Source organism: Kitasatospora sp. NPDC001261 (assembly GCF_042896795.1).
GTDB lineage: Bacteria > Actinomycetota > Actinomycetes > Streptomycetales > Streptomycetaceae > Kitasatospora.
Genome location: NZ_JBIAXP010000005.1, coordinates 91,635 through 112,582 on the forward strand (window position 1 = coordinate 91,635; position 20,948 = coordinate 112,582).

General features: G+C 75.6%; 13 protein-coding genes. 6 read left to right on the forward strand and 7 right to left on the reverse strand.

Annotated elements, in window-relative coordinates; genetic code table 11:
• Window positions 1-221: 221 nt before the first annotated feature.
• From ACFY4B_RS08960 to ACFY4B_RS08985, 6 genes are all read left to right on the forward strand, one after another.
• Window positions 222-2,063 (forward strand): ABC transporter transmembrane domain-containing protein, encoded by a 1,842-nt coding sequence (locus ACFY4B_RS08960; RefSeq protein ID WP_387966986.1) that lies wholly within the window; start codon window positions 222-224, stop codon window positions 2,061-2,063.
• Entirely contained in the window at window positions 2,060-3,817 is a 1,758-nt protein-coding gene (locus ACFY4B_RS08965; RefSeq protein WP_387966987.1) for an ABC transporter ATP-binding protein, read from the forward strand. Before ACFY4B_RS08960 ends, ACFY4B_RS08965 begins: the two co-directional genes overlap by 4 nt.
• Window positions 3,818-4,048: 231 nt before the next feature.
• Entirely contained in the window at window positions 4,049-4,957 is a 909-nt protein-coding gene (locus ACFY4B_RS08970; RefSeq protein ID WP_049652929.1) for an ABC transporter ATP-binding protein, read from the forward strand.
• Between the two features lie 11 nt (window positions 4,958-4,968).
• The gene (locus tag ACFY4B_RS08975; protein WP_049652927.1) at window positions 4,969-5,709 is read left to right on the forward strand and encodes an ABC transporter permease; all 741 of its coding nucleotides are present in this window, start codon (window positions 4,969-4,971) and stop codon (window positions 5,707-5,709) included.
• A gap of 4 nt (window positions 5,710-5,713) precedes the next feature.
• Complete coding sequence (locus tag ACFY4B_RS08980; RefSeq protein WP_117490458.1) at window positions 5,714-6,997, forward strand: sensor histidine kinase; 1,284 nt, start codon at window positions 5,714-5,716, stop codon at window positions 6,995-6,997.
• Window positions 6,994-7,617, forward strand: a complete 624-nt coding sequence (locus ACFY4B_RS08985; protein WP_049652923.1) for a response regulator transcription factor — start codon at window positions 6,994-6,996, stop codon at window positions 7,615-7,617. The genes ACFY4B_RS08980 and ACFY4B_RS08985 overlap by 4 nt, the downstream gene beginning before the upstream one ends.
• An 82-nt stretch (window positions 7,618-7,699) precedes the next feature.
• On the opposite strand, the gene ACFY4B_RS08990 is transcribed toward ACFY4B_RS08985, so the two are convergent.
• The 7 genes from ACFY4B_RS08990 to ACFY4B_RS09020 form a co-directional block, all read right to left on the reverse strand.
• Window positions 7,700-8,506: a thioesterase II family protein gene (locus ACFY4B_RS08990; RefSeq protein WP_387966988.1), complete on the reverse strand. Its 807-nt coding sequence runs from the start codon at window positions 8,504-8,506 to the stop codon at window positions 7,700-7,702.
• Window positions 8,507-8,516: 10 nt separating this feature from the next.
• Window positions 8,517-11,678, reverse strand: a complete 3,162-nt coding sequence (locus tag ACFY4B_RS08995; protein ID WP_387966990.1) for a type I polyketide synthase — start codon at window positions 11,676-11,678, stop codon at window positions 8,517-8,519.
• Complete coding sequence (locus ACFY4B_RS09000) at window positions 11,675-12,847, reverse strand: HAD-IIIC family phosphatase (RefSeq protein ID WP_387966991.1); 1,173 nt, start codon at window positions 12,845-12,847, stop codon at window positions 11,675-11,677. Before ACFY4B_RS09000 ends, ACFY4B_RS08995 begins: the two co-directional genes overlap by 4 nt.
• 107 nt (window positions 12,848-12,954) lie before the next feature.
• Window positions 12,955-14,109, reverse strand: a complete 1,155-nt coding sequence (locus tag ACFY4B_RS09005) for an acyl-CoA dehydrogenase family protein (RefSeq protein ID WP_387966992.1) — start codon at window positions 14,107-14,109, stop codon at window positions 12,955-12,957.
• A complete protein-coding gene (locus tag ACFY4B_RS09010) occupies window positions 14,106-14,378 on the reverse strand; it encodes an acyl carrier protein (RefSeq protein ID WP_387966993.1) in 273 nt (90 codons plus the stop codon). The genes ACFY4B_RS09005 and ACFY4B_RS09010 overlap by 4 nt, the downstream gene beginning before the upstream one ends.
• A 51-nt stretch (window positions 14,379-14,429) precedes the next feature.
• Window positions 14,430-15,284 (reverse strand): 3-hydroxyacyl-CoA dehydrogenase family protein, encoded by an 855-nt coding sequence (locus tag ACFY4B_RS09015; protein WP_049658117.1) that lies wholly within the window; start codon window positions 15,282-15,284, stop codon window positions 14,430-14,432.
• Window positions 15,277-20,889, reverse strand: a complete 5,613-nt coding sequence (locus ACFY4B_RS09020) for an SDR family NAD(P)-dependent oxidoreductase (RefSeq protein ID WP_387967069.1) — start codon at window positions 20,887-20,889, stop codon at window positions 15,277-15,279. The genes ACFY4B_RS09015 and ACFY4B_RS09020 overlap by 8 nt, the downstream gene beginning before the upstream one ends.
• Between the last annotated feature and the right edge of the window lie 59 nt (window positions 20,890-20,948).

Sequence of the window (20,948 nt, forward strand, 5' to 3'; positions counted from 1 at the left end):
TGCGGACTTCTTCGAGTACGGTGGCATCCCGGCAGCTCGGCGGCCGAATGCTCCGGCGGCGCCGGCACGCGGGCGGCGCCGTGACCACTTCCGGGCGCCACCCCGCCGTCGGTGTGCGGCAGTTCGCGTCCGGGACCGGCCGTCTCCGCCGGAGTCCGACAGGGCAGCGCCGCCAGGACGTCGTCCCGGGGCCCGGCGAACCTGCCCAAGGACGGAGCGCGATGACCGACGGACCGGACCTGCCCACGGGTACCCGCCGGGTCCCGTACACCGACCCCGGAACGCCCGACCACCGGAGCCCGCTGCGGTACCTCTGGTGGCTCGTGTCGATGCAGCGCAGGCGGGTGCTGCTCGGCGCGACCTGGGGGAGCCTGTGGATGTGCGCGCTGATGCTGCCGCCGTACCTGATGTCGCGGACGATCGACGACGGGCTGCGCGCGCGGGACACCGGGGCTCTGGTCGGCTGGGTGGCGGTGGTCCTCGCGGTCGGGGCGCTCATCGCGGTCCTCGGCATGCTGCGGCACCGCACGATGACGTTCATCCGGGCCGACGCCGCCTTCCGGACGGTCCAGGCCGTCACCCGCCACGTGAACCGGCTGGGGACGACGCTGCCGCGCCAGGTGTCGGCCGGCGAGCTGACGCACCTGCAGGCCGGTGACACCGGCCGGATCGCCCAGACGCTGACCATCACCGGGCCCGGCGTCGGAGCGGTGCTCGCGTACCTCGCCGCCGCCGTCCTGCTGGTCCGGATCTCCCCCGTCCTGGCCGCGGTGGTCCTGCTCGGCGTCCCGCTGCTGGCCGTGGTCATCGGTCCGCTGATGGGGAGGCTGCACGGCGCCGAGGGCCGCTACCGCGAGGAGCAGGGGGCGCTGACCGCCCTGGCCGGCGACCTGGTGGCCGGGCTCGGGGTGCTGAACGGCATCGGCGGCAAGCCGATGTTCGCCGGGCGCTACCGGCAGCGCTCCCGGGCGCTGGTGCCGCTCGGCTACCGGGTGGCCTCGCTCACCAGCTGGGTGCAGGCGGTGGGCGCCTGCCTGCCCGTCGTCTTCCTGGCCGTGGTGACCTGGCTCGGCGCGCGGATGGCGGCGGCCGGCGACATCACGGTCGGCGAACTGGTCGCCGTCTACGGGTACGTGGCGGCCCTCCTGGCACCGGTCTCGTTCTTCGTCGAGGGCGCCGACGACCTCCCGCGCGGCCTCGTCGCCGCCCGCCGCGTCATCGACATCCTGGCGCTGCGGCCCGAGTCCTCCGGCGAGCGCACCCGCACGGCGCCGCCCGACGGTCCGGCGGAGCTGCACGACCCGGAGTCGGGCCTGGTGCTGCGCCCCGGGCAGGTCACGGCCCTGGTCTCCGCGCGGGCCGACGAGGCCCGCGCCGTGGTGGACCGGCTGGCCGGCTACACCCCGTCCGGCGCCATCTGGGGCGGTGTCGAGGTCTCCGCGTGGGAGACGGCCGCGCTGCGCCGGCACGTCCTGGTGTCCGACAACGAGTCCTACGTGTTCGGCGGCACCCTGGGCTCCGCGGTGGCGGTCCACGGCGGGCGCACGGCGGCGGAGATCGGGCGCGCGCTGCACGCGGCGGCGGCCGAGGACCTCGTCGGCCTCCTGCCCGGCGGCCTGGACGCACCGCTCCAGGACCGCGGCCGCAACGTCTCGGGCGGCCAGCTCCAGCGGCTGCGGCTGGCCCGGGCCCTGCTCGCCGACCCCGAGGTGCTGCTGCTCGTCGAGCCCACCTCGGCCCTGGACGCGCTCACCGAGGCCGCCGTCGCCGCCCGGCTCGGCGCCTTCCGCGCCGGCCGCACCACCCTGGTCGTCGGCACCTCCCCGCTGGTCCTCGGCCGGGCCGACCGGGTCTGCCACCTCGTGGACGGCAGGGTCCGGGCCGCGGGCACCCACGGCGAACTGCTCGCCACCGAGCCCGCCTACGCGGCACTGGTCCTCCGCGGCGACCCCGACGCCCGCCCGGACCCCGGCGCCCGCCCCGACGCCGAAGCCCGCCCCGACGCCGACGCCCGCCCCGAGGCCGACGCCACCGCAGCGCCCCGGGAAGGAGCATCCCGATGAGCCACGACGACCCCCACCGACTCCCCGTCGCCGACCGGGCGACCGTACGGCGGGCCGTCCGGCGCCTGCTCGTCGACGACGGCCGGGCGATGTGCGGGGTCCTCCTCCTCACCTGCCTCGCCGCCCTGGCCGGGGTCGCCGCGCCGTGGTACCTCGGCCGCATCGTCACCCGGGTCGAGAACGGCGAGCTGACGGTCGGCCAGGTCGACGTGCTGGCGGCGGCAGTGCTCGGCTTCGCCCTCGCCCAGCTGCTGCTGACCCGCTTCGCGCGCTACTTCTCGCACCGGTTCGGGGAGCGCGCCCTGGCCCGGCTGCGGGAGGAGGTCGTCGACCGGACGCTGGCGCTGCCCGGCCGGTACGCGGAGCGGGTGGGCACCGGCGACCTGGTGACCCGCTCCTCCCTCGACGTGGGCACGGTGGCCGCCACCCTGCGCAACGCGGCCCCGGACGTCTTCATCGCCGCGGTCCAGGTGCTGTTCGTCCTCGGCGCCGCGTTCCTGCTCGACCCGATGATCGGGCTGTGCGCGCTGGTGAGCCTGCCGGTCGTCTGGGCGGTGGGCCGCTGGTACCTGCGCCGGGCCCGGGACGCCTACCTCGCCGAGGGCGCCGCCTACGGCGGTGTCGCCGAGGCGCTCAACGCGACCGCCCACGGCGCCCGCACCGTCGAGGCGTTCGGGCTCGGCCCCCGCCAGGACCTCGCCGTGGACCGGGCGATCGACACCGCCTACCGGGCCGGCGTGCGCACCCTGTTCCTGCGCACCGTGCTGTTCCCCGTCACCGAGTTCGCCCACGCGCTGCCCACGGCGCTCGTCCTGCTGGTCGGCGGTCTCGGCTACCTCGACGGCGCGGTGGGCCTGGGCACGGTGGTGGCCGGCAGCCTGTACATGTGGCAGCTGGTCGACCCGCTCGACCGCGCCCTCAACTGGATGGAGCAACTGCAGCGCAGCGGCGCCTCGTTCGCCCGCATCAAGGGCGTCGGCCTGGTGTCGGAGGATCCGCCGGTGCTCGACCGGCGGCCGTCCGACGACCGGATCGAGGTCCGCGGCGTCCGGTACGCCTACCCGGGCTCACCGGACGTACTCAAGGGCATCGACCTGGTGGTCCGCCCGGGCGAGCGGCTCGCGGTCGTCGGCCCGTCCGGCGCGGGGAAGTCCACCCTCGGCCGGCTGCTGTCCGGGGTCGACGCCCCGGACGCGGGACACGTCCGGGTCGGCGGCGTGCCGGTCGCCGACCTGGCGGCGGCGGGCGGCCTGGGCGACCGCATCGTCCTCATCACCCAGCAGCACCACGTGTTCATGGGCACCCTCCGGGACAACATGACCATGGCGGCCCCGGACGCCGGTGACGAGGAGATCCTCGCCGCGCTCGCCCTGGTCGAGGCCGGCTGGGTGCACGACCTGCCGGGCCGGCTGGACTGCGCGCTCGGGGCCGGCGGCGTCGAACTCGACGCGGCGCAGGCCCAGCAGCTCACCCTCGCCCGGGTCCACCTGGCCGACCCCCACACCCTGATCCTCGACGAGGCGACCTCCCTGCTGGACCCGACCACGGCGCGGCAGGCCGAGCGGGCGATGGCCGCCGTGCGCTCGGACCGGACGGTCGTCTCCATCGCCCACCGGCTGCAGACCGCCCACGACGCGGACCGCGTCGCCGTCATGGAGTCCGGCCGCATCGTCGAGCTGGGCACCCATGACGAACTGGTCGCCGCCGGCGGGTCCTACGCGGCGCTGTGGCGGTCGTGGAACGGCGAGGGCTGAACTCCCTCCGGCGGTAACAGGAGGACGGTTCACGGGGGTTCCGCCGGACCGGCCCGCGTGGCACCCTGGAGGATCCGGCGCCCGGGCCCGCCGAGCAGCAGCGGGCCCCGCCGCAGGCCCCGCTGAGCAGCCATCAACCGATCGGTTGATGCCGGGCATCCACCGCCGCCCGCCCCAGGTCTGGCCGTCCAGTCGATCCGGCGGACCGGGGCCGACTGCCAGGCTGATGCCATGGCAATCATCGAGGTGGACAGCCTCGTCAAGCGCTACGGCGACAACTCCGTGCTGAACGGGGTCAGCTTCGCCGTCGAGCAGGGCGAGATCTTCGGCATCCTGGGGCCCAACGGGGCCGGCAAGACCACGACCGTCGAGTGCATCGAGGGGCTGCGCACCCCGGACGGCGGCACCATCAGCGTCTGCGGCATCGACCCGCAGCGCGACACCGGCGAGCTGCGGCAGCTGCTCGGCGCGCAGCTGCAGGAGAGCGAGCTGCCCGACAAGCTCAAGGTCGGCGAGGCGCTGGAGCTGTACAGCTCCTTCTACCGCCAGCCGGCCGACTGGCGCGAGCTGGCCGAGATCCTGAACCTCACCGGCAAGCTCGGCACCCAGTTCCGGCGGCTGTCCGGCGGGCAGAAGCAGCGGCTGTCGATCGCGCTCGCGCTGCTCGGCACCCCGAAGGTGGCGGTGCTCGACGAGCTCACCACCGGCCTCGACCCGCAGGCGCGCCGCGACGTGTGGGGCCTGATCGAGCGCATCCGCGACCGGGGCGTGACGATCCTGCTGGTCACGCACTTCATGGAGGAGGCGGAGCGGCTCTGCGACCGGCTCGCCGTGATCGACACCGGGCGGGTCATCGCGATCGACACCCCTGGCGGCCTGGTGTCGCGGGTCGACAAGGGGCAGCGGATCCGGTTCCGGCCGTCCGGGCCGCTGGACGAGACCCGGCTGACCGCCCTGGACGAGGTCACCTCCGTCGAGTGGGCCGGCCCGCAGATCGTCGTGACCGGCAGGGGGGACCTGCTGCTCGCGGTGACCACCCTGCTCGCCGGCCAGCGGATCACCGCACTCGACCTGCGGGTCGAGCAGAACTCGCTGGAGGACGCGTTCGTCGCGCTCACCGGCCGCCCCGTCGAATCCTGAGGAGTCCCACCGTGTCCCCCCTGCTCCGGCTCACCGCCACCGAGACCAAGCTGTTCCTCCGCGAGCCGATCGTCGTGTTCTTCGCGCTCGCGTTCGCCCCGATCCTGCTCGTCGTGCTCGGCCTGATCCCCTCGATGCGGGCGAACAGCCCCGAGCTCGGCAACGTGCGGCCGATCACCCTGTACCTGCCGATCGTCGTGTCGATGGGCATCGCCCTGTTCGCGCTCAGCGGCCTGTCCCAACTGTTCGCCTCGTACCGGGAGAAGGGTGTGCTGCGGCGCATGCGGACCACCCCGGTCAAGCCGGGTGTGATGCTCGGCGCGCAGCTGCTGATGGCCACCGTGCTGTCCGTGGTGACGATGCTGGTCATGCTGACCATCGGCAAGCTGGCGTTCGACGTCGACCTCCCCCGCAAGCTGCCCGCCTACCTGCTCAGCTACCTGCTGGTGGCACTGGCGATGTTCGCGGTCGGCCTGCTCGTCGCCGCGCTCGCGCCGACCGGCCGGAGCGCCAGCGCGATGGGTTCGCTGGTCTTCTTCCCGCTGGTGTTCTTCGCCGGCCTGTGGCTGCCGCGCGCCAAGATGAACGATGTCCTGCTGACCATCAGCGACTTGACTCCGCTCGGCGCCGGCGTGCAATCATTGCAGGACACCACCGCCGGGCACTGGCCGCAGCTGATCCACCTCGCCGCCATGCTGGGGTGGACGATCGTGGCCGGCGGACTGGCCGCGCGATACTTCCGCTGGGAGTAGAGGGTTGAGCATCGAGGCCGAGCTGCGCGCCGAGTTCGATCACTGGGAGCGTACGGAGACCGCGGCCTTCAAGGCGCTCCCGTACGTCCTCCTGGCGATCAGCACCGTGATCACGCTGCTGCAGCTGGTCTGGCGGGTGCCGATGCACTTCACGCTGGTGCTCGGGCTCTCCGCCGCCGCCGCGCTCTGGATGCTCTGCTTCCGCACGCTGCGCCCGGAACGGCGGCAGAACCGCCGGCTGATGGGCGTGTACTACACCGGGCTGATGCTGCTGGCCGCCGCCCTGGTGGGCGTCGCGCCCTGGTACGGGCTCTTCACCTTCGTCGGCTACCCCCAGGCCTTCAAGTACCTGCGGGGTCGCCGGCGGTACGTCGGCGCCGCCGTCACCGCGATGATCTCGGCGGCGGCGTTCATGGGGGGCGTGGCCGGCATCAACGACGCCCACATGTGGTGGGCGTGGCTGGCCGTCGGCCTGATCTCCGCGGTGCTCGCCGGGGCGCTGTTCTACTTCGTCGAGATGGCCGACCACCGCAACGACAAGCAGAAGCAGGCCCTCGTCGAACTGCACGAGGCCAACGCCAAGCTGGAGGCCGCGCTGGCGGAGAACGCCGCCCTCCACGCCCGGCTGATGGTCCAGGCCCGCGAGGCGGGCGTCCTGGACGAACGCCAGCGGATGGCGCGGGAGATCCACGACACCCTGGCCCAGGGGCTGGCCGGCATACTGACCCAGCTCCAGGCCGCCGAGCAGACCCTGGACGAGCCCCCGACGCTGCGCCAGCACCTGGCGAACGCGACGAACCTGGCCCGCGAGAGCCTCGTCGAGGCCCGCCGGACGGTCCACGCGGTGGAGCCGGCGGTGCTCGCCGAGGCCCGGCTCCCGGACGCGATCGGCGACGTGGCCCGGCGCTGGTCGGAGATCAACCACATCGACGCGGTGCTGACCACCACCGGCGACGCCCGGCCGATGCACACCGAGGTCGAGGTGACGCTGCTGCGCACCGCGCAGGAGGCGCTGGCCAACGTGGCCAAGCACGCGCGGGCCGGCCGGGTCGGCCTGACCCTGTCGTACATGGAGGACCTGGTCACCCTCGACGTGCGGGACGACGGCGTGGGCTTCGATCCGAGCGCCAAGCGGGTCAACGGGTCCGCCAGCGGCGGGTTCGGGCTCCTCGGCATGCGCCAGCGGGTGCAGCGGCTCGCCGGGCGGCTGGCCATCGAGTCGGAACCGGGGGGCGGGACGGCGATCTCGGCGGCCGTCCCCGCCATCCCCGCGGGAGGTGCGGAATGATCACCCTGCTGATCGTCGACGATCATCCGGTGGTGCGGGACGGGCTGCGGGGCATGTTCCGGGCCGATCCCCGCTTCGAGGTGCTCGGCGAGGCCGGTGACGGCGCGGAGGCCATCGCCGCCGCGGAGGAGCTGCGGCCCGACGTGGTCCTGATGGACCTGCGGATGCCGAGGACCGACGGGGTCACCGCCATCAAGGAGCTGACCAAGCGCGGTGTGCCCTCGCGGGTGCTGGTGCTCACCACGTACGACACGGACAGCGACGTGGTGCCCGCCATCGAGGCCGGCGCCACCGGCTACCTGCTGAAGGACGCGCCGCGGGAGGAGCTGTTCCGCGCGGTGGAGGCGGCCGCGCAGGGGCAGGCGGTGCTCTCCCCCTCGATCGCGACCCGGCTCATGGGCCAGGTCCGACGGCCGGCGCCCGCGCCGCTGTCGGCGCGCGAGCTGGAGATCCTCGAACTGGTCGCCCAGGGGACGACGAACCGCGAGGCCGCGCGGAAGCTCTTCATCAGCGAGGCGACGGTCAAGACCCACCTCCTGCACATGTACGCCAAGCTCGGGGTCAGCGACCGGGCGGCGGCGGTGGCCGCCGGGTTCTCGCACGGCTACCTGACGCCCTGACGACCTGACCGGCGCTCCCGCCGGAGTGCCCGCGGGTGCCGCCCGGACGGTTCGACCCGTCCGGGCGGCACCCGCGGCCGCGTCACCGTCCGCCGGAGGACGCGCGCGGGGCGTCGACGGCCTCGGCCAGGTGGCCGTCCAGCAGCCCGATGACCCGCGGCATCTCCTCGGTGAGGAAGAAGTGCCCGCCGGGGAAGACCTGGAGGTCGAACCCGCCGGTGGTGTGGGCCCGCCAGTCCTCCGCCTCGGCGACCGAGGTCTTGGGGTCGCGGTCGCCCGTCAGGGAGGTGATCGGGCAGCTGACGACGGCGTCCGCGCCGGCCCGGTAGGTCTCGATGGCGCGGTAGTCGGCGCGCAGCGCCGGCATCGCGGCCGCCATCAGGTCCGGGTCGTCGAGGACGACGGACGAGGACCCGTCCAGGCGGCGGATCTCGTCGGTGATCGCGTCGTCGCCGAGCAGGTGCACCCCCTCGGTCGGGCCCAGCCCGATCGCCGGGCCGCGCCGGCCGGAGACGACCAGGCGGGCGGCGGGCCGGCCGGCGGCCTCGCAGCGGCGGGCCACCTCGAAGGCGACGACGGCGCCCATGCTGTGGCCGAACAGCACCAGGGGCAGCTCGGGCTGCCGGGCCAGCACCTCGTGGATCCGGTCGGCCAGGACGTTCAGGTCGGCGATCGGCTCCTCCCGGCGGCGGTCCTGACGGCCCGGGTACTGGACGGCCAGGACCTCGACGCGGTCGGCGGCGGCCAGCGCGTACGGCACCGGGCGGTAGAACGGGGCGGTGCCCCCCGCGTGCGGGAAGCACACCAGGCGGGCGGCGGGCACCTCCGTCCTCCGGTAGCAGCGCAGCCAGAGGTCGTCGTCGGCGGTGGGGTCGGGTCGGGCGGACATGGTTCTCCGTTCAGTGATCACGGTCGGGGCCGAGCTCGGCCTCGATGAGGGCGAGGAGTTCGTCGTCGGTGGTGTCGGACAGCGCGTCCGCGCCGGTCCCCCGGCCGGGCCCGGCAGCGGACCCGCCGCCGGTCCGGCCGACCAGCGACTCCAGCCGGGCCAGCGCCCGTTCCCGGGCCGCCGGGTCCTCGGCGGCGGCGAGCAGTGCTTCGAGGGCGTCGAGCGCGGCGGGCAGCGGATCGGGGTTCAGGGCGGTGTGCAGGTGGGACGCCAGGACGGCGGGTGACGGGTGGTCGTACACCAGGCCCGGCGGGAGCGCGAGGCCGGTGGCGGACGCGAGGCGGTTGCGCAGCTCGACGGCCAGGACGGAACCGAGGCCCTGGGACTTGAAGGTGCGGGTCGGGTGCACGCCCCCGGCGCCGTCGTGGCCGAGGACGGCCGCGGCGTGGGCGCGGACCAGGTCCAGTACGGCGCGCTCGGTGCCCAGGGCCGCGGGGGTCATGGCGGCCGGGGCCGGAGCGCCGGCGTCCGGGTCGGGACGTGCCGGGGCCTGCTGCCCGGCGGCCAGCCAGTGGCGGGTGCGCTGGAAGGCGTACGTCGGCAGGTCCACGGTGCGGCCGGCCGCCGGCAGCACCGTGCCCCAGTCGACGGGCACCCCCCGGACATGGGCCTCGGCCAGCGAGGCCAGCAGGCGGTCCGGGCCGCCGTCCTCGCGCCGCAGGGTGCCGACGGCCGCCTCGGCGGCGATGCCGCCGACCAGCAGCGGGTGCGGGGACACCTCGACGAAGGCGCCGTGGCCGGCGGCGGTGAGCACCCCGACGGCCCGGTCGAACTCGACGGTCTCGCGCAGGCTCGCGTACCAGTACTCCGGGCCCGCCTCGGGGCCGGCCAGCCACTCCCCGGTCAGCGCGGAGACCATCGGGACCAGGGCCGGGCCCGGCTCGATCCCCTTCAGGACGGCGAGCACCTCCTCGCGCAGCTCGTCCACGTGGGCGCTGTGCGAGGCGTAGTCGACGGGGATCAGCCGGGTGCGCACCGCCTCACCGTACGCGTCCGCCAACTCCCGCAGGGCGTCGGGCTCACCGGAGACCACCGTCGCCGAGGGGCCGTTGACGGCCGCGACCGACAGCCGCTCCCCGAACGGCGCGATCCGCTCCCGGACGGCGTCCACCGCGTCGGCGACGGAGAGCATCCCGCCGCGCCCGGCCAGCGCCGTCAGCGCCCGGCTGCGCAGGGCCACCACCTGGGCGGCGTCGTCGAGGGAGAGGATTCCCGCGACGGCGGCCGCCGCGATCTCGCCCTGGGAGTGGCCCACCACCGCGTCGGGAGCGACACCGGCCGCCTGCCACACGGCGGCCAGCGAGACCATCACCGCCCAGAGCGCCGGCTGCACGACGTCGGCGGCCTCGAAACCGTGAAGGCCCGCCAGGACATCGTCCAACTGCCAGTCCACGTACGGCGCGAGGGCCTCGGCGCACTCCGCCAGCCGCGCCGCGAACACCGGCGAGGCCTCCGCCAGCTCACGGCCCATCCCCACCCACTGGCCGCCCTGGCCGGGGAAGACGAACACCGTCCGCCCGGGGCCCTCGGGGCCGACCGCGCCGGTGACGACGGCGGCGGAGGGACGGCCGGCCGCGAGGTCCGCCAGGGCGTCCAGCGGCCGCGGGCCGAGCAGGACGGCGCGGTGGTCGAGCGCCGCCCGCGTCGTGGCGAGGGACCGGGCGACCTCCCCGGCCGACGCCTCCGGCCGGGCCGCCAGGTGCTCCCGCAGCCGCTCGGCCTGCGCGGCCAGTGCGGCGGGCGTCCGGGCGGAGAGCAGCCAGACGGGGTCGGCGCCGTCCACCACGGACGCGACGGGCGGGGACGCAGTGGTTGCGGCGGGGGCCGGTTCGGCGGGGGCGGCCTCCAGGACGACATGGGCGTTGGTGCCGCCGATGCCGAAGCCCGACACGCCCGCGCGGGGCGGGTGCGCGGTCTCCGGCCACGGGGTCGGCTCCGTCAGCAGCCGTACCGCGCCGTCCCCCCAGTCGACGGCCGGGGTGGGCTCGGTGATGTGCAGCGACTCGGGGAGCGTGCGGTGCCGCAGGGCGAGGACCGTCTTGATGACACCCGCGACGCCCGCCGCCGCGAGGGTGTGGCCGAGGTTGGACTTCACCGAGCCGACCAGCAGCGGGCGCCCGTGCGCCCGGTCCGCGCCGTAGGCGGCGAGCAGGGCCCCCGCCTCGACCCGGTCGCCCAGCCGGGTTCCGGTGCCGTGCGCCTCGACGGCGTCGATCTCCGCGGGGGCCAGCTCCGCGTCGGCGAGCGCGGCGTGGATGACCGCGCGCTGGGCCTCGCCGTTCGGGGCCGTCAGGCTGTGGCCGGCGCCGTCGGAGTTGACGGCCGAGCCGCGGACCACCGCCAGCACCCGGTGGCCCAGGCGCCGCGCCCGCTCCAGCCGTTCCAGCACGAGCACGCCGGCCCCCTCGGACCAGGCCACGCCGTCCGCGTCCGCGGAGAAGGGCTTGCAGCGGGCGTCCGGGGCCAGACCGCCCAGCGCGCTGAACGCGACGTGGTAGCCGGGCGTCGTCATCACCGTCACCCCGCCGGCCAGCGCGAGTTCGCACTCACCGCCGCGCAGCCCCTCGACGGCGAGGTGCAGCGCCACCAGCGAGCTGGAGGCCGAGGTGTCGACGGTGAGGACGGGGCCGTTGAGGCCGAGGGTGTGGGCCAGCCGCCCGCTGATGACGCTCGGGGCGGTGCCGGTGAACAGCACGCCGGCGAGGTCGGCGGGCGCCTCGTGCAGCGCGGGCCCGTACGGCCGGGCCTCGGCGCCGAGGAACACCCCGGTGCGGGAGCCCCGCAGGGTGGTCGGGTCGATGCGGGCGTGCTCCAGGGCCTCCCAGCCCACCTCCAGGGCGAGCCGCTGCTGCGGGTCCATGGCGTCGGCCTCGCGCGGGGAGAGGTCGAAGAACGCGGCGTCGAAGCGGGTCGCGCTGTCGAGGAACCCGCCGCGGTCGGTGGCGCAGCGCCCGTCGCGGCGCAGCGCGTCGAGGTCCCAGCCGCGGTCGGTGGGGAAGGGGCCCGCGACGGTGCGGCGGTCGACGAGGGCCTGCCACAGGCCCTCGGGCGAGTCGATGCCGCCGGGGTAGCGGCAGGCCATGCCGATGACGGCCAGGGGCTCGGCGGTCATGCGCCGGCTCCGCCCGTGGAACCCGCGGAACCCGCGGAACCCGCGGAGGCCACGGGGCCGAGGGCGGGGGCGTCGACGCGCACGGTGGTGGGGGCCGGGCGGCGGTCCGCCACCAGGTGCCGGAACTCGATGCCCGCACGCCCGGAGCCGGCCGCCCCGGCGTCGGCCTCGGCATCGGCGTCGGCGTCGGCAGAGCGCAGTTCGGCGAGGCAGTCGCACGCCGCGTCGGTGAAGCCGGCGAACCGGTAGGCGATCTCCATCATCCGGTTGCGGTCGGTGCGGCGGAAGTCGGCGGCCAGGTGGACCCCGGCCGCCGCCGCCTCGCCGATCAGCCAGTCCAGCAGGACGGCGCCCGCGCCGAAGGACACCACCCGGCAGGAGGTGGCCAGCAGCTTCAGGTGCCAGACCCGCTCGTGGTAGCCGACGAGCAGCACGCCGACGGCGCCGTGCGGGCCGAAGCGGTCGGTGAGGGAGACGGTGAGGACCTCGTGCTCCGGATCGGCGATCAGGGCCCGCAGGTCGGCGTCGGAGTAGTAGACGCCGGTGGCGTTCATCTGGCTGGTGCGGAGGGTGAGTTCCTCGACCCGGGAGAGGTCGGCGTCGTCGGCCCGCTTGATCTCCATGACCAGGTCCAGCGAGCGGAGGAAGGCCTCGTCGGGGCCGGTGAACTCCTCGCGCTCGGCGGTCCGGCGGAAGCCCGCCTGGTACATGCTGCGGCGGCGGGCGGCGTCGACGGTGACGACGGCTGGGCTGAACTCGGGGAGGCCGGTCAGCTCCGCGGCCAGCGCCGCGTCGAAGCAGCGGACCTCGGGGTGGTGGTGGGCGACCTCGGCGCGCTCGGCCGGCTGGTCGTCGATGAAGGCGACCGTCTTCAGGGCGAAGTTCAGCCCGTCCGCGATCTCCTTGACCGACCGGGACTTGGGGTGCCAGCCGATCCGCGGCAGGACGAAGTACTCGGCGACGCCGAGGGCCTCCAGCTGCTGCCAGGCGTGGTCGTGGTCGTTCTTGCTGGCCACGGCCTGGAGGATGCCCCGGGCGTCGAGTTCGACGATGGTGCGGCGGATCTCCTCGGGCAGCACCACCTCGTGGTCCTCCAGGAGGGTGCCCCGCCACAGGGTGTTGTCCAGGTCCCAGACCAGGCACTTGACGAGGGTGGGTGCGTCGGACACGGGGCGCTCCTTCGATTTCCGTTCGTTGCCGTGTTCGTGGTGCGTGTGGTGCGTGTGGTGCGTGTCGTGCTGACGGTGCGTCGTGCCCGTGCGGGGCGGCGGGCGGCTCAGAGCCGGTCGAGGGCGTGCCGGGCGAGGATCAACTGCGAGATCTCGGTGCTGCCTTCGATCAGTTCCATCGCCTTGGCGTCCCGGTAGGCCCGGGCCACCACGTGGCCGTCGGTGAAGCCCCGCGAGGCGAGCACCTGGACGGCCGTCGCGGCGCCGCGGGTCGCGTGGGTGGCGGCGACCTGCTTGGCCAGCACCGCCGTCACCGCCGCGTCCGGGGCGGTGCGGTCCCACTGCTCGGCGGCGTGCCGGCAGACCTGGGTGGCGATCCGCTCCGAGGTGTAGAGCTCGGCGATGTGCCGGGCCACCAGCTGGTGCTCGCCGATCGGGCCGCCGCCCTGCTCGCGGGTGCGGGCGTCCCCGACGGCGGCCGTGAGGCAGGCGCGCAGGATGCCGACGCAGCCCCAGGCCACCGACATCCGGCCGTAGGACAGGCCGACCGTGAACAGCAGCGCGAGCGGCTGGCGCCCGCCGCCGAGCACGGCGTCGGCCGGGATCCGGACGTCGTCGAGCACGATGCGGCAGTGCGTGGCGGCGCGGCAGCCGAGCGGGGCCGCGACGGGCTCGATGCGGACGCCGGGGGCGTCCGTCGGCACCATCGCGGCGGCGCCGTCCGGACCGTCGCCGTAGCGGCCGACGACCATGACGAGGTCGGCGTAGGCGGCCCCGGTGATCCACGTCTTCTCGCCGGAGACGATCAGGTCGCCGCTGCCGTCCTCGGCCGGACGGATGCGGGTGGTCATGCCACTGAGGTCGGAGCCCGCGCCCGGCTCGCTGAAGCCCACGCAGGCGAGCCGGCCGCTCGTCAGCTGCCCGAGGTAGCGCCGGCGCTGCTCGCGGTCGCCGAAGCGGCGGACGACCGCCGCGGCGATCCCCTGGACCGTCATCACGCTGCGCAGCGAGCTGCACAGGGCGCCGACGTGGGCGGTGAGTTCGCCGTTCTCCTGGCCGGTGCGGCCGGGCCCGCCGAAGCGGGCCGGCACCTCGGCGCACAGCACGCCCATCGCGCCGAGCTCGCGCAGCAGCTCGACGGGGATCCGGCCGGCCGCGTCCCAGGCGGCCGGCCCGTCGCCGACCAGGGCGTCGATCGCCGCGGTGTCGAAGCCCGTCACGCCCGTACCCGTGGCGGCCGTACCCGTGGCCCCGCCGCTCATGCGGCCCCGGTCTCGCGCAGGCGCAGCACCATGGCCGCCATGGCGCGGATGCTGCGGAAGTTGTCCCGGTTCAGCTCGGCGCCGACGATCTCGATGTCGTACTCGTCCTCCAGGAACACCACCAGTTCCATGGCGAACATCGAGGAGATCGCGCCGGTGGCGAAGAGGTCCTGCTCGACCTCGGGTTCGGCGCCGGTGTGTCCGACGAGGAAGGCGCTCAGCGCCTGCTCGACGGCGGTCGTCCCGGCAGCGGCGTTCGCGGTGGTCATGTGTCCGTACCTTTCGTAGTTCCGTGCTGGCCGTTCGGGGGAGCCCGGTGCTCAGCCGTACGTGTAGAAGCCCCGGCCGGACTTGCGGCCGTGGTGCCCGTCGCGGACCTTCCGGAGCATCAGCTCGCAGGGGTCGCACTCGGGGTCGCCGGTGCGCTCGTGCAGGACCCGCAGGGAGTCGACGAGGTTGTCGATGCCGATCAGGTCGGCGGTGCGCAGCGGTCCGGTGGTGTGGCCGAGGCAGCCTTCCAGCAGCCCGTCCACCGTCTCGGCGGAGGCGACGCCCTCCTGGACGAGCATCGCCGCCCGGTTGATCAGCGGGTGCAGCAGCCGGTTGACGACGAAGCCCGGTGCGTCGTTGACCACCAGCGCCGTGCGGCCGAGCGCGGTCAGCAGCGAGGTGACGGCGGTCATCGTGGCGTCGCCGGTGGCCCGGCCGCGGATCACCTCGACCATGGTGATCAGGTAGGCGGGGTTCATGAAGTGCACGCCGACGAGTTCGTCGCCGCGCGCCACCCAGCCCGCCATCTCGTCGATGGGGATGCACGAGGTGTTGGAGATCAGCAGGGTGCCGGGGGCGACCAGCCCGGAGACCTCGGTCAGCACCTCGCGCTTGACCTCGGCGACCTCCACGACGGCCTCGACGACGGCGGTCGCGTCGGCGATGTCGGCCGGCGCGGTGGTGGTGGCCAGCGTGCCGTGGGCGCGGCCCGCGGGGAGGGCCTCCAGCAGCTGGGCGTGCTTCAGCTTGCGGCGGATCGCCGTCCGGGCCGTGGCCAGGGTCGGCTCGTCGACGTCGACGAGGGTGACGTCCACGCCGTGGCCGAGGGCGAGGGCGGCGATGTTGGTGCCCATGACGCCGCCGCCGATGACGGCGAGGCGGTGCTGTTCGTGACGGTCAGTCATCGTGTCCCTCCCGGGTGGTGGTGAAGTGCTCGTCGAGCCAGGAGTCGACGGCCCGCGCGGTGGTCCCGGCGTGGGCGCCGATCATGGTGAAGTGGTCGCCCGGAACGGTCACCGGGGTGAGGTCGCCGGAGAGGTCCCACGGGAGGCGGACGGCGCCGTCCCCGCCCTCGGGGCCGCCCGGCTCGCCGCCGTGGCGGAGCAGCAGGGTCGGCAGGTCCGCGGTGTACGGGACGTGGCCGCGCCAGTCCTGGACGTAGTAGTGGGCGAGCGCGGTCAGCCAGTCGTCCCCGCCGATGCCGCCCGCGTCGACGCCCCCGGGGTTGCCCAGGAGCACGGCGGCCGGCAGGGTGCCGATGATCTCGTCGGGGGCACCGGCCGACTGCGGGGCGAAGCTGTCCAGCAGCACCAGCGCGGCGGGGCCCCGGCCCAGTTCGGCGAGGCGGGCGGCGAGGGCCTGCGCGACCAGCCCGCCGGAGGAGTAGCCGACGAGGACGAACGGGCCGGCCTCCGGGGCGGTCTCCGGGGCGGCGAGCACCGTCCGGACGCACAGGTCGAGCAGCGCGTCCGGGTCGGCGGCCAGCGGCTCCCCCGCCGTGTAGCCGGGGATCACCGCGGAGAGGACGTGCCGGGGGCGGCACAGGCCCTGCACCACCCGGACGAACTCCTGGGCGTCGCCCGCGCCGAACGACGGCAGGCAGACGAGCGTCGGCCCGACCGTGTCCGCGGACCGGCGGGTGAGCGGGACCAGGGGCGGGACGCCCGCCAGCTCGTCCGCACCGGCGAAGCGGGGCCGGAACCGGGCCAGCCCGGCGATCATCCGTACGGCGTCGGCCCCCTGGCCGAGGCTGTTCGCCCGCAGGTACAGGGCGGCCAGCGTCTCGGCGGCCGGTGTCCCGGCGGCTCCGGCCCGCTCCGTGCCGTCCGTGGATTCCGGCGCGGCGGCCAGCGCGAAGCGGGGCGCGGCCCGCTGCGGTCCGCCGTCCTGGCGCACCGGTCCGTCGGCGAGCCGCTCCCGCAGGTACGCGGCCGTCAGGGCGGGGGTCGGGTGGTCGAAGACCAGCGGACCGCTCAGCCGCAGACCGGTGGCCCCGGCGAGCCGCTTGCGCAGCTCCAGCGCGCTCAGCGAGGTGAACCCCTGCTCCAGGAACGTGGCGTCCGGGTCGACGGCCGCCGCGTCCGGGTGGCCGAGCGCGGCGGCGGCGTGCTCCCGGACCAGCTCCAGCAGGACCGCCTCCCGCTCCCGCGCCGACCGCGCCCCGCCGAGCCGGGCGGACAGCCGGGCGGCGGCGGACGACCGCAGCGCACCGGCGCCCTCGTCGCCTGTGAACCCGTCCCCTTCCTCGTCCCCCTGCTCCAGGACCCGGAGGGCGTCGGGAAGCGCGGACAGCAGCGGGCTCGGCCGGTGCAGCGTGTACAGCGGCACGAACCGCGCCCAGTCGACGTCGGCGACGACGAGCAGCGTCTCGTCGTCGTCCAGCGCCTGGGCGAGGCCCTCGATGCCGCGCTCGGGAGCCATCGTCCGCAGCCCGTACGCGCTCAGCTGCTCACCCGCCTCCCCCGCGCCCATGCCGCCGCCGCCCCACAGGCCCCAGGCCACCGAGGTGGCCGCCAGCCCGGCCGCGCGCCGCCGCTCGGCCAGGGCGTCCAGCGCCGCGTTGGCGGCGCCGTACCCGGCCAGCAGCCCGCTGCCCCAGGTGGCGGCGCCGGAGGAGAACAGCACGAAGGCGTCCAGCTCCAGTCCGCGCTCGGCCGACAGCTCGTGCAGGTGCAGGGCGCCACCGACCTTCACCTCGGAGACCTCCTGCAGCCCGGCGTCGGTCAGCGCGGCGACCGGCGCCCCGTGGCCGGTGCCCGCCGAGTGCACCACCGCCGACAGCGCGGGGCCGGTGGCGGCGACGCGGTCCAGCAGCGCGCCGACCGCGGGCCGCTCGGCGACGTCACAGGCGACCACCTCGACGGCGCTGCCGAGGGCCGCCAGTCCGGCCGCCAGCTCGGGCACCCCGGGCGCGGCCGGGCCGGAGCGGCCGGCCAGCACCACGCGCGGCGTGCCGCGCTCGGCCAGCAGCCGCGCCGTCCGGCCGCCGATCAGGCCCGTACCGCCGGTGACCAGCGCCGTCCCGGCGGTCCGCCACGGCTCGGCGGAGCCGTCCGTCGGGCGCGGGGCGCGCACCAGGCGGCGCGCGAACGCTCCCGTGCCGCGCAACGCGACCTGGTCCTCGCCCTCCGGCCCCGCGGCGAGCAGCCCGGCCAGGCGGTCCCCGACCGAGGCGTCGAACCCGGCCGACGCGTCCGACCCGGCCGGGAGGTCGACCAGGCCGCCCCACTGCTTGGCCTGCTCCAGACCCGCCGTCTGCCCCCACGCCCACACCTGGGCCTGCGCCAGACCGGGCACCTCGCCCGGCAGCGCCGCCACCGCGCCGCGGGTCAGCACCCACAGCGGCACCACCGACCCCGCGTCGAGCAGTGCCTGCAGCAGCGCGCTGGAGGCCGCCAGACCGGCGGGCACCCGGGGCCGACCGGGCAGCGGCGTCTCGTCCAGCGCCAGCAGGGACACCACACCGGCGAACTCGCCGACGCCGCGCAGGACGTCACCGAGGGTCCCGCGATCGGCGGCGCCGGTCTCCAGCACCCGGACCTCTACGCCGCCGGCCCGCAGCGCGCCGGCCACCTCGGCGGCCGTCCCGGCCCCGGCCGGGCCGGCGACCACGAGCCACGTGCCGGACGGCACCGAGGCCGCCGGTGCCGCACCCGACGGCCCGTCGAGGGGCTGCCACTCGACGCGGTACCGCCAGCCGGCCACCGCGTCCCGGGCCACCGGCTCCGGGAACACCGGCCAGTAGCGGCGGTACTGGAAGGCGTAGGTCGGCAGGTCGACGGCGCCGCTCCCGGTCCCGGCGGGCAGCAGGGCGGTCCAGTCCACGGGCAGGCCGCGGACGTACGCCTGGGCCAGCGAGAGCAGGAGGCGCCCGGCGCCGCCGTCGTCGCGGCGCAGGGTGTCGGCCACGACCGGGCCGTACGACTCCAGGCTGTCCGCGATGGCCGGGGCCAGCACCGGGTGCGGGGACACCTCGACGAAGGCGCCGTGGCCGGTTCCGGCGAGGGTGTGCACGGCCCGGTCGAACTCGACGGTCTCGCGCAGGCTGGCGTACCAGTAGTCCGGCACCAGTTCCGGCCCGGAGACCGTGGCGCCGGTGCTGGAGGAGACCATCGGAATCCGCGCCTCGCGGGGGGCGATGCCCTGGAGAACCGAGAGGATCTCCTCGCGCAGCTCGTCCACGTGGGCGCTGTGCGAGGCGTAGTCCACCGGGATCATCCGGGCACGCGGCGAATCCCCGCAGGCGTCGGCCAGTTCGCGCAGCGCATCGGCGTCACCGGACACCACCGTCGCCGACGGACCGTTCACCGCCGCGATGGACAGGCGGGAACCGTACGGGGCGATCCGCGCCCGGACGCCCGCCACCGGCTCGGCGATCGACAGCATCCCGCCACGACCGGCAAGGGCCTTCAGGGTCCGGCTGCGCAGAGCGACCACCTTCGCCGCGTCCTCCAGCGAGAGGATCCCGGCCACGGCCGCCGCCGCGATCTCACCCTGGGAGTGGCCCACCACGGCGTCGGGAACGACACCGGCCGCCTCCCACACCGCCGCCAGCGAGACCATCACCGCCCACAGCGCCGGCTGCACCACATCGGCCGCCTCGAAACCGTGCCGACCGGCCAGCACATCGGCCAACTGCCAGTCCACGTACGGCGCGAGAGCCTCGGCACACTCCGCCAACTTCGCAGCGAACACCGGGGACGACTCGGCCAGCTCACGCCCCATACCGACCCACTGACTGCCCTGCCCCGGGAAGACGAACACCGTCCGCCCCACCCCGGCCGACGGCACCTCGCCCGTCAGCACCCCGGCCCCGGGCCGGTCCGCGGCCACGGCCTCCAGTTTCGCCGCCAGCTCGGCACGGTCGGTGCCCAGCACCACCGCGCGCCGCTTGAACGCCGTCCGCGTGGTGGCGAGCGACCGGGCCACCTCCGGCAGCGGCAGCTCGGGGCGCGCCAGGAGGTGGTCCCGCAGCCGCCGCGCCTGGTCCGCCAGGGCCTCCTCGGACCGTCCGGAGACGGTGACCGGGAGCACGGCGGGCTCCGCGACCAGCACCGGCGGCGCGGCGGGCGCCGACACCGCGGCCGGCTCCGGCGTCCCGTCCGGCTCCGGCGCGGCCGGCCCTCCGGCGGGCGCCTCCTCCAGGATCACGTGCGCGTTGGTGCCGCTGATCCCGAACGCCGAGACGCCCGCCCGACGCGGCTGTTCGCCCGCCGGCCACGCCACGCGCTCCTGGAGCAGGCTCACGTGCCCCGCCGACCAGTCGACGTGCGGGGTCGGCTCCGCCGCGTGCAGCGTCGCCGGCAGCTCCTCGTGCCGCAGCGCCAGCACCATCTTGATCACACCGGCGATGCCGGCCGCCTGCTGGGCGTGCCCGATGTTCGACTTCACCGACCCCAGCCAGAGCGGCCGTTCGGCCGGATGCCCCTGCCCGTACGTCGCCAGCACCGCCTGCGCCTCGATCGGGTCGCCCAGCGTGGTGCCGGTGCCGTGCGCCTCGACCACGTCCACGTCCCCCGTCGCCAGCCGGGCGTTGGCCAGCGCCGCGCGGATCACGCGTTGCTGAGCGGGGCCGTTGGGCGCGGACAGGCCGTTGGAGGCGCCGTCCTGGTTGACGGCGCTCCCCCGGACCACGGCCAGCACCCGGTGCCCGTTGCGCCGGGCGTCCGACAGCCGCTCCAGCACCACCACACCCGCACCCTCGGCGAGGCCCATGCCGTCCGCGCCCGCCCCGAAGGCCTTGCAACGGCCGTCCCGGGCAAGGGCGTTCTGCTGCGAGAAGCCCACGAACTCGCCCGGGCTGACGATCACGGTCACCCCGCCGGCCAGCGCCAGCGTGCACTCCCCCGCGCGCAGCGACTGCACGGCGAGGTGCAGCGCGACCAGCGAGGAGGAGCAGGCGGTGTCCACCGACACCGCCGGCCCCGTCAGGCCCAGCGTGTACGACACCCGGCCGGACAGCACGCTCATCGCCGTACCGGTGATCAGGTGCGCCTCCGAGCCCGAGAGGTCGCCGCCGGCGGTCGCGTACCCGGAGGGCGCGGCGCCCGCGAACACGCCGGTGGCCGACTCGCGCAGGCTCGCCGGGTCGATCCCGGCCCGCTCGACCGCCTCCCAGGCCGTCTCCAGCAGCAGCCGCTGCTGCGGGTCCATCGCCAGGGCCTCGCGCGGACTGATCCCGAAGAACCCGCCGTCGAAGTCCGCGGCCCCGGAGACGAACCCGGCCTGGACGGTGCTGCTCGTGCCGTCCGCGCCCGGGGCGGCGTCGAAGAGCGCGCCGAGGTCCCAGCCGCGGTCGGTGGGGAACCCGCCGACCGCGTCCCCGCCCGCCACCAGGAGGTCCCACAGGTCCTCGGGGGTGCGCACGCCGCCCGGGTAGCGGCAGGCCATCCCGACGATCGCGATCGGCTCCCGCTCCCGCTCGGTCGCCTCGCGCAGCCGGGCCCGCGTGGTGCGGAGCTTGGCGGTGGTCTGCTTGAGGAAATCGAGCAGTTTCTCTTCGTTCTGCATGGTGCTGTCGCTCACATTCGACCTCGTTCGGGAGGAGTTGGCGCCGACGGTCCCGGCAT